Genomic DNA, 12,921 nt, shown 5'->3' on the forward strand with positions numbered 1-12,921 from the left:
AGCCGCGAGGCTTGAAGGGTGCTTGTGATCGTCGCCCCGGGTCAGGGGTCCCAGTCGCCCGGCTTCCTCGCGCCATGGCTCGAGGAGCCGTCCTTCGCCGCTCGGATCGACTGGCTCTCCGCCGTCGCCGGGCTCGATCTGGCCCACTACGGCACCGAGGCCGACGCCGAGACCATCCGCGACACCGCGATCGCCCAGCCGCTGCTGGTGGCCTCGGGTCTGGTCGCCGCGCTCGCGCTGTTCCCGCACCCCGCCGACGCCTTCACGACGGTGGGCGCGGTGGCCGGGCACAGCGTCGGCGAGATCACGGCCGCCGCCGGCGCGCGCGTCATCACCGCCGAGCAGGCCATGGTCTTCGTCCGCGAGCGCGGCAAGGGCATGGCCGAGGCGGCCGCCAAGGAGTCCACCGGCATGACCGCCGTGCTCGGCGGCGACGCCGACGACGTCCTGGCGACGCTCGAGCGCCACGGCCTCACCCCGGCCAACGTCAACGGCGCCGGCCAGGTGGTCGCCGCCGGCACCGTCGCGCAGCTCGAGGCGCTGGCCGCCGACGCGCCGGCGGGCGCGCGGCTGCGGGCGCTGTCGGTCGCGGGGGCGTTCCACACCACGCACATGGCGACGGCGGTCAAGCGGCTGCGGCACTACGGGCAGTCCATCAGCACCCACGACCCGCGCACGCTGCTGCTGTCCAACCGCGACGGTCAGGTCGTGCACGACGGCCGCCAGGTGCTCGACCGCCTGGTCGACCAGGTGTCCAACCCGGTCCGCTGGGACCTGTGCATGCAGACCATGGCCGACCTCGGCGTCACCGGCGTGCTCGAGGTGCCGCCGGCCGGCACGCTGACGGGCCTGGTCAAGCGCGCGCTGCCCGGCGTCGAGACGTTCGCGCTGAAGACCCCCGACCAGCTCGACGACGCCCGCGCGTTCGTCGAGAAGCACGGCCAGCCCAGTCAGCTGACCACCAACCCGACCTGGCGCCTGGTCGTCGCGCCCATCAAGGGCACGTTCACCGCCGCCGGCGCCAAGGTGGGCGACCGGCTGGCCGCGGGCGACACCATCGGCACCGTCGGCTCGCTGCGCGACTCGCTGCAGGTCACGGCGGGGCATGGCGGCACCATCATCGAGTGGCTCGTCGAAGACGGCGACCCGGTCGCCCCGGGCCAGCCCTTGGTCCGGCTGCATCCTGAGGCGGTGGCGTGAGCATGAGCACAGTCACGATCCAGGTCGCGCGCGAGCCGCGCTCGTCGCGGATCCTCGGCATCGGCGGCTACCGGCCGAGCCGGGTGGTCACCAACGCCGAGATCGTCGACCAGATCGACTCCTCCGACGAGTGGATCCGGACCCGCTCCGGCATCGAGAGCCGCCGCTGGGCGAACGACGAGGAGACCGTCGTCGCCATGAGCCTGGCCGCCGCGCAGAAGGCGCTGGCCGACGCCGGCATCCAGCCCGAGCAGGTCGACTGCGTCATCGTCTCGACGGTCACGCACCTGTACCAGACGCCGTCGGCCGCGGCCGAGATCGCGCACAAGCTGGGCACCAACCGGGCCGCCGCGTTCGACGTCTCCGCCGCGTGCGCCGGGTTCTGCTACGGCCTGTCGCTCGCGTCGGACATGGTCCGCGTGGGCACCGCCCGCCACGTCGTCGTCATCGGCGTCGAGCGGCTCTCCGACCTCACCGACAAGACCGACCGGTCGACGGCGTTCCTGTTCGCCGACGGCGCCGGCGCGGCCGTCGTGGGGCCCGCCGCCGGACCGGACGAGGCCGGCATCGGCCCCGTCGTCTGGGGCTCCGACGGCGAGCACCTCGACCTCATCAAGCAGAAGGAAGACTGGCGCGACGCCCTGTTCAGCGAGACCGGCCCGGCCATGCCGCACCTGGTCATGGAGGGCAACCCGGTCTTCCGCTGGGCGTCGTACGAGATGGCGAAGGTCGCGCAGGAGGCCCTCACGGCCGCCGGCGTCACCGTCGACGACCTCGACGTCTTCGTGCCGCACCAGGCGAACATGCGCATCACCGACGCCATGGCCCGCCAGCTCAAGCTGCCCGAGCGGGTGGCCATCGGCCGCGACATCGCCACGCAGGGCAACACGTCGGCGGCCTCCATCCCGCTGGCCATCGAGCGCATGCTCGAGACGGGCCAGGCACAGAGCGGCGACCTCGCCCTCATCATCGGCTTCGGCGCCGGGCTGGTGTACGCCGGCCAGGTGATCCGGATCCCCTGACGTAGCGCCACGTGCCCATCCGACGACGTGTGGGCACCTACGATCGTCACCGACCACGATCGGTCACGCGCATCATCACAACCCAACGAGGAGAACGACAGACATGGCCAGCACCGAGGAGATCCGCGAGGGTCTTGCCGAGATCGTCAATGAGATCACCGGCGTTCCCGCCGAGGACGTCCAGCTCGGCAAGTCCTTCACCGACGACCTCGACATCGACTCCCTGTCGATGGTCGAGGTGGTCGTCGCCGCCGAGGAGAAGTTCGGCGTGAAGATCCCCGACGAGGAGGTCAAGAACCTGGCCACCGTCGGCGACGCCGTCACCTTCATCGAGAAGGCAGGGTCCTGATCTCATGGCACGTTCCCAGGCACGAGTCGTCGTCACCGGGCTCGGCGCCACCACGCCCGTCGGGGGCGACGTGGCGTCGACCTGGGAGTCCCTGCTCGCCGGCCGGTCCGGCGTGCGCAAGCTGACCCAGGAGTGGGTCGCCGAGCTGCCGGTGCAGATCGGCGCACCGGCGGCCGTCGACCCCTCCGAGGTCCTCCCCCGCGTCGAGGCCCGGCGGCTGGACCGCTCGGCCCAGTTCGCGCTGATCTGCGCCCGCGAGGCGTGGGCCGACGCGGGCTTCGAAGGCAAGTCGAGCGCGGCGGGGCTGGACCCCGAGCGCGTCGGCGTCGTGTGCGCCTCCGGCATCGGCGGGCTCACCACGCTGCTCTCGAACTACGACCAGCTCCGCGACGCAGGCCCGCGCCGGGTGTCGCCGCTGGCCATCCCCATGCTGATGCCGAACAGCCCGTCGGCCAACGTGAGCATCGACCTGCAGGCGCAGGCCGGCGCGCACACCCCGGTCAGCGCGTGCTCGTCCGGCGCCGAGGCCATCGCCTACGCCCTCGACATGATCCGGCTCGGCCGGGCCGACGTCGTCGTGGCCGGCGGGACCGAGGCGGTCATCTCGCCGCTGCCCATCGCGGCGTTCGCGAACATGATGGCGCTGTCCAAGCGCGACGACGACCCCACCGCCGTGAGCCGGCCGTTCGACAAGAACCGCGACGGCTTCGTGCTCGGCGAGGGCGGCGCGCTCATGGTGCTGGAGTCCGCCGAGCACGCCGAGGCGCGCGGCGCGACGATCTACGCCGAAGTGGCGGGGGCCGGCATGAGCGCCGACGCCCACCACATCGCCCAGCCGGAGCCGTCCGGCCGCGGCGTCATCACGGCCATCCGCAAGGCGCTGACCGACGCGGGCCTGACCCCCGAGGACATCGCCCACGTCAACTGCCACGCCACCTCGACCCCGGCGGGCGACGTCGCGGAGTCGCTGGCCCTCAACACCGTCTTCGGCGACCGGATCACGTCCATCCCGGTCACCGCACCGAAGTCCATGATCGGGCACCTGCTCGGCGGCGCCGGCGCCGTCGAGTCGCTGGCCACGGTGCTCACCCTGCACCACGGCCTGGTACCACCCACGGCGAACGTCGACGACGTCGACGACGACGTCAACCTCGACATCGTCCGCACCACCCCGCGGAAACTCGACGACGGTCCGCTGGCCGCCCTGAACGACTCGTTCGGGTTCGGCGGGCACAACGTCGTCCTCGCCTTCAGGAGGCCCTGATGACCGCTCTGGCAGATCGCCCGGCATCGGAGAAAGCGGCCGCGCCGGGCAAGCCGGCGAAGCCGCCGCGTGACGAGGACCCGCGCAACCCGAAGCACCGGCTCACCGCCCACTTCGACGAGGGCTCGCTCGAGCTGATCAGCCCCGACGACCTCAGCGGCATGCTCGCCGCCGTCGGAACCGTGCACGGGACGCCCGCCGTCGCGTTCTGCTCCGACGCCACCGTCATGGGCGGTGCCATGGGCGCCGACGGCTGCCGCGTGGTCGTCGAGGCGTACGAGCGGGCGCTGGCCGACGGTGTCCCGATCATCGGCCTGTGGCACTCCGGCGGCGCGAGGCTGCCCGAGGGCGTGCTCTCGCTGCACGCCGTCGGCGAGATCTTCGCGATCATGACCCGCGCGTCGGGCAAGATCCCGCAGCTGTCCGTGGTGCTCGGCCCGGCCGCCGGCGGCGGCGCGTACGGCCCGGCGCTCACCGACATCGTCATCATGGGACCCGAGGGCCGCGTCTTCGTGACCGGCCCCGAGGTCGTCCGCTCGGTCACCGGCGAGGACGTCGACATGCTGCGCCTCGGCGGCCCCGAGCCGCACGGCCGGCGCTCCGGCGTCGTCCACGTCGTCGCCAGCACCGAGCGCGAGGCGCTGGACCACGCGCGGCACCTGGGGTCGCTGCTGGGCGCGCAGGGCTCGCTCGACGTCGACGCCGTCTCGGATCGTGACCTCGGTGTCCACTTCCCTGAGTCGGCGAAGCGCGCCTACGACGTCCACCCGATCGTCGCCGACCTGCTCGACGAGGACACCGGGCTCGAGCTGCACCCGCGCTGGGCGCCGAACATCACGACCACGCTGGGCCGGTTCGGCGGACGCACCGTCGGCGTCATCGCGAACAACCCGCTGCGCCTCGGCGGCTGCCTCGACTCCGCGTCGGCCGAGAAGGCGGCCCGGTTCGTGCGCATGTGCGACGCGTTCGGCGTTCCGCTGTTGGTCATCGTCGACGTCCCCGGCTACCTGCCCGGTGTCGGCCAGGAGTGGGACGGCGTCGTCCGCCGCGGCGCGAAACTGCTGCACGCGTTCGCCGAGGCGACCGTCCCGCGGGTGACGCTGGTGACCCGCAAGGTCTACGGCGGCGCCTACATCGCGATGAACTCGCGTGCTCTGGGCGCCACCCGGGTGTTCGCCTGGCCGACCGCCGAGGTCGCCGTCATGGGCGCCGTGGCCGCCGTCCGCATCCTGCACCGGCGCAAGCTGGCCGAGGTGGCCCCCGAGGTCCGCCCGCAGGTCGAGGCCGAGCTCGCCGAGGAGCACCAGCGCATCACCGGCAGCCTCGATCGCGCCATCGAGATCGGCGTCATCGACGAGGTCATCGAGCCCGCCGTCACCCGGTCGGCACTGGCCGCGGCCATCGCCGCCGCACCCGCCGGGCAGCGCGGCTCGCACGGCAACATCCCGCTGTAGAACGCCTTGGTGCGGCCCGGTTCGCCGGGCCGCACGGCCGGCCCTCCTTCGAGGGCCGCCTGGTCGCGGCCGCCGCCCGCCGCTCGGGCTGATCTGTTCGCGCGATGGGTGAGGGATCGGTGTCGCCCTGGCGACACTCTTCCCTCACCCAGGTGCGTGGTCGAGGGATGGTGTGAGCGTTTGCAGGGGCTATGGCGCCAGTAGGCGCTCACTCATCGGCCGAGCGTCGAGTCACCGCCAGCCGGTCGAGGAAGGCGGCCTGCGCTTTGACGATCTTCTCGCGCGCGACATCGAGCGAGAACCACTCGACCCCGGTCCACCTCCGGGAACTCCTGCATCCGGCCCGAGCGCGGCGGCCACTCCAGCTCGAAGGTCCCGGGCACGACGGCGTCCGGGTCGAGGTCGCCGCGCAGGGCCCACGCCGTCACCGTCTTGCCGCCGGACTGCTTCACCGTGCCCAGCTCCACCAGGTCGCCGTCGGGCACGGGGAGGCCGAGCTCCTCGGTGAACTCGCGTCGCGCGGCGTCGACCGGCGCCTCGCCCGACCGGCCCTCGAGGCCCGACACACGGAGCGCCCCGGACCCTGAGGTCCGGGGCGCTACTACGTGGTGAGGCCGCTGTATTTCCCGGTCACCGGGCCGGGGACAACCACCGATGCCGGAGCGGCCACGTCTTGAGGTGTGTTACTTGTCCGTGACCATACCGAGGTCTTCGCCGCTTGTGAAGCCCCTGTCGCGGACGAATTTCGAGACGCGTGAGACGGCGCCTCCGAGCTGCTCAGACGACCTGGTGAAGCCACCGGACGGGGGCTCCGTCGCCCGCGTACCGGAACGGCTCGAGCTCCTCGTCCCAGGGCGCTCCGAGCAGCCGGCGCATCTCCTCCTCGAGGTCCGCCTCGCCCAGGGACGCCTTGACGACGGCGGCCTTGATGCGGTCCTCGGGGATCATGATGTCGCCGTGCACACCGGTGACGGCGTGGAAGACGCCGAGCGTCGGCGTGTACGAGTAGCGCGCGCCCTCGCAGCCGGGACTGGGCTCCTCGGTCACCTCGAACCGCAGGTGCATCCAGCCGCGCAGCGCCGAGGCGATCTTGGCGCCGGTGCCCGAGGCACCCTGCCAGGACAGCTCGGCGCGGTACATGCCGGGTGAGGCGGGCTGTGGGCTCCATTCGAGCTTCACGCGCACGCCAAGAGCGCCGGCCGCGGCCCACTCGATGTGCGGGCACAACGCCGACGTTGCGGCGTGGACGTACAGGACGCCACGAGTCGTCACCGGATCCTCCTGCGGTTCGAGGGACGCCTTCCCCTGCGACCTCGTTCCCGTCCAGGTGAACCTGCGACGTGTCCCATTGTGCACGACGAGTTGCCCGGCCGCCATGTACCGGGGGGCGGACGGACTCGGCGTGTCTTCGCGCTGTGGAGTGACGACGGCGCCGGCCGCCGGTCGCGACGGCGTCAGCCTGCGGTCGCGACGGCGTCAGCCTGCGGTCTCGATGCGCACCTCCCGGGCTCCGGCGAGGGTCCTGACCACGTCGGCATCGGACTGGATCGCCGGGTGGCCGGCCCAGCCGGGCGGGAGCGCGACGAACGGGGTCGCCGTCAGCGTGAGCCGGTTGCCGCTGGTGCGCCGCCGCCAGGTCGCCGCGATCTCGCCGTCGTGCAGCACGATGCCGGGGTTGGCCGCCGCCGCCCAGAGCTGCTTGCGCCGGGCGGCGTCGGGCAGGACGAGCTCGCGGTCGGCCAGCTCGGTGAGCGGGTCGTAGGGGCCGAGCAGCCGCAGCTCGCCGGGCGCCGGCGGGTCGTCGAGGGCGGCGAGGTCGGCGGTGAGGACGGCGCCCGCCCGGCCGCCGGCGTCGACCTCGGACAGCTCGGACTCGACGAGCGCCCACCAGTCCCTGGCCGCCGCCGGGGTGAGCGACAGCCAGCTGGCCAGGTGGGCCGGGCGCACCGGGCCGGCGACGTGGACGTAGCGGCGGACCAGCTCGGCCCGCGCGCCCGCGGCGTCGACCGCGTGCTCTCCGTCCGCGGGCGCCCGGCGGAACCGGAACACCCGGGCCGACTCGACCTCGGCGACGAGCCGCGCCTGCAGCGTCGCGTACCGGAACAGCGCGTCCTGGACGTGGTGGACGCCGCAGCCCGCGCACCACGGCGCGAGGGCCGGCGCGACCCGCGGCGAGACCGCCCCGGACAGCTCGCCCTTGGTGCGCGCGTCGCCGTCGGCCATGACCTCGCGCATGACCCCGGCGACCTCGTCGACGGCCGCGCCGAAGCCGGCGCCGACCTGGGCACCGGACGGGCCGATGGCCTGCGGGGCGAGCTGAGCGCCGTCGTCGATGCGCAGCGCCGCGGCCAGCAGGGCGAGGTCGTCGGCGCGGTGCAGGTGCAGGGCGGCCCGCACGGAATGGACGAGGACGCCGTCGCCCCCTCCCCCGCGCAGTGCCACCGCCAGCCGCGCCGTCGCCCCGGCCGGGTGGTCCTGGACGCCCACCGCCAGGATCGCCTCGGCACCGGCGCCGGGCCCGGAGAGGCCGGCGGCCGCCGCCCGGTAGGCGAGCACCTGCGCGCGAGTGATCATGGATCCCACCTTGCCACCCGGCACTGACAGCGTGGAATGCCATCCATAGTCTGTCGACCCATAGTGCCCAGCCCTCGACCGTGGACGAGTGTCGACGACCGAGGAGTATGCCCGTGGGCTGCGCGAGGCGTTCGCCGCGCGCCTGCAGGAGCTGCGTGACGCCGCCGAGCCCGAGCTGAGCCAGGAGGCACTGGCGATCGCCGCCGGCCTGGACCGCTCCTACGTCGGCATGCTCGAACGCGCCGAACGCACGCCGTCCATCTTCGTCGTGCACCTGCTGGCGGAGGCGCTGGGGCGGCCCGCGCGTGATCTTCTGCCCGCCCACCCGCCGCCCGTTCTGCCCGGAGTGCCGGAATAACCGGCGCGACCCGATCCGCTGAACCGCCTCATGCTACTCATAGTCTGTAGATCTTGAAGCGGGGCGACCCGCAGCGTAGACGGGTGCCACAGCCCCTCGACGACGAGCGCCGCGCCCTGAGCGCGTTCGGCACTCGCGTCCGAGAGCTCCGCCGCGAGCTGGGGCTGAGCCAGGAGGACCTCGCCGACCGCGCGAACCTCCACCGCACGTACGTCGGGTCGATCGAGCGGGGCGAACGCAACGTCGCGCTGCTCAACATCCACCGCCTCGCCAAGGCCCTGGGTGTGACCGCCCGCGATCTGCTCTGACTGTGCTCTCCATAGTCTGTCGACGAACGATCATCATGCCCCGACGGTGAGGGGATGCCCGCACACGACGACGTCAAGGCCGGCAAGGCCGACTTCCTCATGGCCTTCGGCGAGACGGCGCGCGCCCGCCGCGCGGCGCTCGGACTCACCCAGCGGCAGCTGGACGCGCGCATGGGCTATCGCGGCAAGTTCTCCGGCGGCGTCGAGCGCGGCGCCCGCAACCTCACGCTGGACAACCTCTACCTCCTGGCTGCCGCCCTGGACACCGACCCGCGGGACCTCCTGTCGGACTAGACATCCCAGGGGCGTAACTTGTCAAGCGGCCTCTGGTTGATCTTGGCCCCGGTGGGCCCAGGCGGTGTGTTCGTTGTAGTGGGTGTGGTGGCGTAGGCAGCCGTGCAGGATGCCGACGAGTCGGTTGCCCAGGGCGCGTAGTGCCTGGTGGTGCAGGTCCCCGGCGGCGCGGTGCTGGTCGTAGAACGCTCGGCATCCGGGGCTGGCGCTGAGTGAGCAGAATGCCCACTGGTCGATCGCGTCGTAGAGGCGGCGGTTACGAACGTGGCGGGCGAGCACGGCACGTTTCTTGCCCGAGGCGATGGTCAACGGTGACGTGCCGGCGTAGTTCTTGCGAGACTTGGCGGTGGTGTAGCGGTCGGGGTCGTCCCCGAACTCACCGAGCACCCGGGCGCCGAGCACATCACCGAGTCCTGGCAGGGAGAGGTAGATGTCGGCGTCCGGGTGTTGCTCAAAATGGTCGTTGAGCTGGGTTTCCAGCTCGCTGATCTGCCGGTTCAACTCCACGATGATGCCGGCCGTGGCGCGGGTGGTCGCAGCGAACGCGGCCGTCACCGGGCCGGGCGCGGTGAGCTGTTCGGTGCGTAGCGCGGCCTGGATCTGCGCCGCCCGCTGGTCCAGGTTGCGGCGCCGCCCGGCGTGCTTGAGCGCGGAACGGATCGCACCGATCGTCAGCCGGGCGCCGTCGGCTGGAGCCGGGGCACGGCCCAGCACCGCCAACGCGTCACGATCATGCAGGTCGTCGAAGGCCTGCAGGGCGGCCGGGTAGTACTCCCGCAACGCCGAGCGCAGCGCGTTGGTGTGCTTGTTCCGCGCCCAGATCAGGCTCTGGTGGGTGCGGGCGAGCACCTTGATCGCCTCGGCCTGGCCAGTGTCGCCGGCGACCGGGCGGTGGTTGTGCCGATCGGTGCGGACCAGATCGGCCAGAAGCTTGGCATCCCCGGCATCGGACTTGGCACCGGACACATGGTGGCGGTCGCGGTAACGGGTCACCGCCAGCGGGTTGATCGCATACACCTGGTAGCCGGCCGCGGTCAGCGCGTCGACCCACAGGCCCCGGTCGATCTCGATCCCGATCACCACGTCGCCCGGCTCGTCGGCATACCCGGCGATCAGCTCGTGCAGCCCGCCGATGCCCGCCAGCCCCTCGGGAAGCCGCCGCGACGCCAACCGGGTCCCGCCCTCGTCCATGACATGCACGTCGTGGTGGTCCTCGGCCCAGTCATCACCCACGAAGATCATCACATCGCCTCAGCCCTCTCGATGTCGTGACACAGGTCGGAGCCACGAGGGCCTCGGCGGCGACCTAATGGATCAGTGCTCGCACGGCACGACACCCCATCAGCGCTACGACAGCCCTCACCGACCGGCCGGGGCACGATCTAGCCCTAGGAATCAACCATCTCCGAGGCGTGGCAGTGCTCACCGGCCGGCGGCTCGACGACCAGCCTTCCCATCGACGCACAACAGCCAACGCAGAAACGCCGGTCGATCCCCATTAGGGCGTGCTCCGTGCGGCTTGACTTCGAGCGCACTCGAATTCGTAGCGTCGAAGCATGACCATCGAGCAACAACACCCGATCGGCACCGGGTTCGGCGCCCACACGACCGCCACCGAGGTCCTGGCCGGGCTCGACCTGTCCGGGCGCGTCGCGATCGTCACCGGCGGCTACTCGGGCCTCGGCCTCGAGACCACCCGCGCGCTCGCCGCGGCCGGCGCGCACGTCGTCGTGCCGGCGCGGCGACCGGACCACGCCCGCGAGGCCCTGGCCGGCCTCGGCGGCTCAGGCACCGGCTCCGTCGAGGTCGACGAGCTCGACCTGGGCGATCTCGAGAGCGTCCGCGGGTTCGCCGAGCGGTTCCTCGCGTCTGGCCGCGGCCTCGACACCGTCATCGACAGCGCGGGAATCATGGCCTGCCCCGAGACGCGCGTCGGGCCGGGCTGGGAGGCGCAGTTCGCCACCAACCACCTCGGGCACTTCGCGCTGGTCAACCGGCTCTGGCCGGCCCTGTCCGCCGGCGGCGGCGCCCGGGTCGTGTCGGTCTCGTCCCGCGGCCACCACCGCTCGCCGATCCGCTGGGACGACGTGCAGTTCGAGACCCGGTACGACAAGTGGCTCGCGTACGGGCAGGCCAAGACCGCGAACGTGCTGTTCGCCGTCCACCTCGACACCCTCGGCAAGGACGCCGGGGTGCGGGCGTTCGCGCTGCACCCGGGCGGCATCCTGACGCCGTTGCAGCGCCACCTGCCGAGGGAGGAGATGGTCGGCTACGGCTGGATCGACGAGGCCGGCAACCCGCTCGGGCAGGGCTTCAAGACGCCGGAGCAGGGCGCGGCGACGCAGGTCCTCGCGGCGACGTCGCCCCAGCTCGACGGCCTGGGCGGCCTCTACCTCGAGGACTGCGACGTCGCCGGTCCGGCCGCCGGTGAGGGCGCCACCGCCAGCGGGGTGAAGGACTACGCCGTCGACCCCGAGCAGGCGGCCCGGCTGTGGTCGCTCTCGGCCATCCTCACCGGCGTCGACGCCCTCGCCACCATCTGACGACGGGGTCAGCCTGCGGTCAGTGCCAATCGAGGCGCTCCCAGCGCTCGAGGGCGCCCTGACGGGTGTCGGCGAGCGCGGGGCTGCGCAGGTCGGCCACGTGCACGCCGTCCCAGAGCCGGAACCCGAGCTCCTCGAGCACCGCGGTCCGCCGCGCCCTCCGCCGCTCGGCCACGCGTTCGCGGGCGGCCCGGCCGAGTCCGGTGGTGTGCGGCCGGCCGGGCACGGCGGGCGCCGCCCGCGCCACCCGGAACGCGGCGAGCCGGGCCAGCGGCAGGAAGGCGCCGAGCGCACCGGCCAGCAGGACGGGGCCGAGCCCGTGCCCGCGCCAGGCGGCGGCGAGCTCGTAGCGGCGCACGACCACCACCCGCGGCGGTCCGTCGCCGACCCAGGCCTCGAGCTCGGGCAGCAGGCGTCCGCCGTCGTCGTCGACCACATGGGCGAGGAAACCGGGCGCCCACTCCCCCAGCACGACGGCGTCGAGGGCCACCCGGCCGCGCCGAAGGTCGGCGACGGTGACGGACAGGTCGGCGACGTGGCGCACCTCGGGGGCGCACAGGCCGAGCTCGGAGACGGCGGCGGTGACCTCCCACGCCTCGGGCCGGAGCTCGTCGTCGGGTTGCCACCAGGCACGGCGTTGCAGCACGGTCAGCTCGACGGACATCGGGTTGGCCGGTGGGGCGCTGAGCACGGTCGTGGGCCCGCCCCTCACTGGTCCAGGTCGCTGTAGGGGCCCCAGCGCTCGAGGGGTTCGAGGCTGGCGTCGGTGAGCGCCGTGTTGCGGAGGTCGACCACGTACACCCCGCGCCACAGGTAGAAGCCGATGCGCTCGAGCAGCGCGCCGAGCCGCAGGCAGGTGAGCTCGGCGGACACGCGGTCGCCCGCGACCCCGAAGAAGTCGGCCGGCGAGATGCGGCAGACCGCCAGCCGTGCGGTGGCGGCGAACCGTTCGAGGCTGGCCGCGATGAGCGGTCCGGCCAGGCCGAAACCGCGCCACGCGGGCGCGAGCTCGAACCGGCGCAGGATCACCATGCGCGGCAGGCCGTCACTGATCTGGTCGTCCAGCTCGGCGACCAGGGTCCCCTCGGCGAGGTCGAGGACGGTCTCGGCGATGAACTCGAGGGCCCACTCGCCGAGCTCGACGCTGTCGAGGAGGTTGCGGTCGCCGTTGAGGTCGGCGACCGCGAGGGAGAAGTCGCCCACGTGACGGTGCTCGGGGCGGCAGAGGTCGAGGTTCCACACGTCCGCGGAAACGTGCCAGTGTTCGGGGAGGTCATCTTCGTCGACCGTCTGCCACCACAGCATCCTGTGGGTCACGCTCAGTTCGATCGACATCGGGTTCGCGGGAAGGTCAGCCATTCCGGTCACCTCGCTCGCACGACATGGTTCGCAGGGCGGGTTGTCCGGCTGGCCCGGGGTCACAGCCGACAGGGCGGTCACGAGCGGCGTCGAACACCTGGACCACCTCGTTCGAGATGGGCGGGCGAGCTCCAACTCCTGATCAGCCATTGTCCTACGGCGCTGACTATGTGCAACCCGACTGCTCATGACGCAG

Annotated in this window: 14 protein-coding genes and 1 pseudogene; 9 read left to right on the forward strand and 6 right to left on the reverse strand. The window is 72.6% G+C overall.

Annotation, left to right across the window (positions count from 1 at the left end):
• The first annotated feature begins 18 nt into the window (after positions 1-18).
• From HD601_RS34405 to HD601_RS30915, 5 genes are all read left to right on the forward strand, one after another.
• Positions 19-1,200 (forward strand): acyltransferase domain-containing protein, encoded by a 1,182-nt coding sequence (locus tag HD601_RS34405; RefSeq protein WP_184828550.1) that lies wholly within the window; start codon positions 19-21, stop codon positions 1,198-1,200.
• A gap of 2 nt (positions 1,201-1,202) precedes the next feature.
• Positions 1,203-2,222, forward strand: a complete 1,020-nt coding sequence (locus HD601_RS30900) for a beta-ketoacyl-ACP synthase III (RefSeq protein ID WP_184828552.1) — start codon at positions 1,203-1,205, stop codon at positions 2,220-2,222.
• A gap of 103 nt (positions 2,223-2,325) precedes the next feature.
• Positions 2,326-2,571 carry an acyl carrier protein gene (locus tag HD601_RS30905; protein WP_116950160.1) on the forward strand — a complete coding sequence of 82 codons (246 nt, stop codon included), beginning with the start codon at positions 2,326-2,328 and terminating at the stop codon, positions 2,569-2,571.
• A gap of 4 nt (positions 2,572-2,575) precedes the next feature.
• Complete coding sequence (gene fabF, locus HD601_RS30910) at positions 2,576-3,835, forward strand: beta-ketoacyl-ACP synthase II (RefSeq protein WP_184828554.1); 1,260 nt, start codon at positions 2,576-2,578, stop codon at positions 3,833-3,835.
• Positions 3,835-5,289 carry an acyl-CoA carboxylase subunit beta gene (locus tag HD601_RS30915; protein ID WP_184828556.1) on the forward strand — a complete coding sequence of 485 codons (1,455 nt, stop codon included), beginning with the start codon at positions 3,835-3,837 and terminating at the stop codon, positions 5,287-5,289. Before fabF ends, HD601_RS30915 begins: the two co-directional genes overlap by 1 nt.
• A gap of 208 nt (positions 5,290-5,497) precedes the next feature.
• Here HD601_RS30915 and HD601_RS30920 read toward each other — a convergent pair.
• The 3 genes and pseudogenes from HD601_RS30920 to HD601_RS30930 all read right to left on the reverse strand — a co-directional run.
• A pseudogene (locus HD601_RS30920) lies at positions 5,498-5,828 on the reverse strand (NUDIX domain-containing protein); the annotation flags it as partial.
• Between the two features lie 238 nt (positions 5,829-6,066).
• Positions 6,067-6,561 (reverse strand): DUF3145 family protein, encoded by a 495-nt coding sequence (locus HD601_RS30925; RefSeq protein WP_184828558.1) that lies wholly within the window; start codon positions 6,559-6,561, stop codon positions 6,067-6,069.
• A 204-nt stretch (positions 6,562-6,765) separates the two neighbouring features.
• Positions 6,766-7,863, reverse strand: coding sequence for a DNA glycosylase AlkZ-like family protein (locus HD601_RS30930; protein WP_184828560.1), 1,098 nt, complete (start codon positions 7,861-7,863; stop codon positions 6,766-6,768).
• A gap of 88 nt (positions 7,864-7,951) precedes the next feature.
• On the opposite strand from HD601_RS30930, the gene HD601_RS30935 reads away from it, so the two are divergent.
• The 3 genes from HD601_RS30935 to HD601_RS30945 all read left to right on the forward strand — a co-directional run bounded on the left by HD601_RS30935 (position 7,952) and on the right by HD601_RS30945 (position 8,823).
• Complete coding sequence (locus tag HD601_RS30935) at positions 7,952-8,221, forward strand: helix-turn-helix domain-containing protein (protein WP_343076466.1); 270 nt, start codon at positions 7,952-7,954, stop codon at positions 8,219-8,221.
• Positions 8,222-8,304: 83 nt separating this feature from the next.
• Positions 8,305-8,529, forward strand: coding sequence for a helix-turn-helix domain-containing protein (locus HD601_RS30940; RefSeq protein WP_238992240.1), 225 nt, complete (start codon positions 8,305-8,307; stop codon positions 8,527-8,529).
• A 54-nt stretch (positions 8,530-8,583) separates the two neighbouring features.
• Positions 8,584-8,823 (forward strand): helix-turn-helix domain-containing protein, encoded by a 240-nt coding sequence (locus tag HD601_RS30945; RefSeq protein ID WP_221441461.1) that lies wholly within the window; start codon positions 8,584-8,586, stop codon positions 8,821-8,823.
• 21 nt (positions 8,824-8,844) lie between these two features.
• Here the strand turns inward: HD601_RS30945 and HD601_RS30950 are convergent, their stop codons facing one another.
• Positions 8,845-10,065 (reverse strand): IS110 family RNA-guided transposase, encoded by a 1,221-nt coding sequence (locus tag HD601_RS30950; protein WP_184818979.1) that lies wholly within the window; start codon positions 10,063-10,065, stop codon positions 8,845-8,847.
• Between the two features lie 314 nt (positions 10,066-10,379).
• On the opposite strand from HD601_RS30950, the gene HD601_RS30955 reads away from it, so the two are divergent.
• Positions 10,380-11,366, forward strand: coding sequence for an SDR family NAD(P)-dependent oxidoreductase (locus HD601_RS30955; RefSeq protein WP_184828562.1), 987 nt, complete (start codon positions 10,380-10,382; stop codon positions 11,364-11,366).
• A gap of 19 nt (positions 11,367-11,385) precedes the next feature.
• On the opposite strand, the gene HD601_RS30960 is transcribed toward HD601_RS30955, so the two are convergent.
• Positions 11,386-12,030 carry a hypothetical protein gene (locus tag HD601_RS30960; RefSeq protein ID WP_184828564.1) on the reverse strand — a complete coding sequence of 215 codons (645 nt, stop codon included), beginning with the start codon at positions 12,028-12,030 and terminating at the stop codon, positions 11,386-11,388.
• A gap of 44 nt (positions 12,031-12,074) precedes the next feature.
• Positions 12,075-12,725, reverse strand: a complete 651-nt coding sequence (locus HD601_RS30965) for a hypothetical protein (RefSeq protein ID WP_184828566.1) — start codon at positions 12,723-12,725, stop codon at positions 12,075-12,077.
• Positions 12,726-12,921: the final 196 nt, after the last annotated feature.

Source organism: Jiangella mangrovi (assembly GCF_014204975.1).
Classification (GTDB): domain Bacteria; phylum Actinomycetota; class Actinomycetes; order Jiangellales; family Jiangellaceae; genus Jiangella; species Jiangella mangrovi.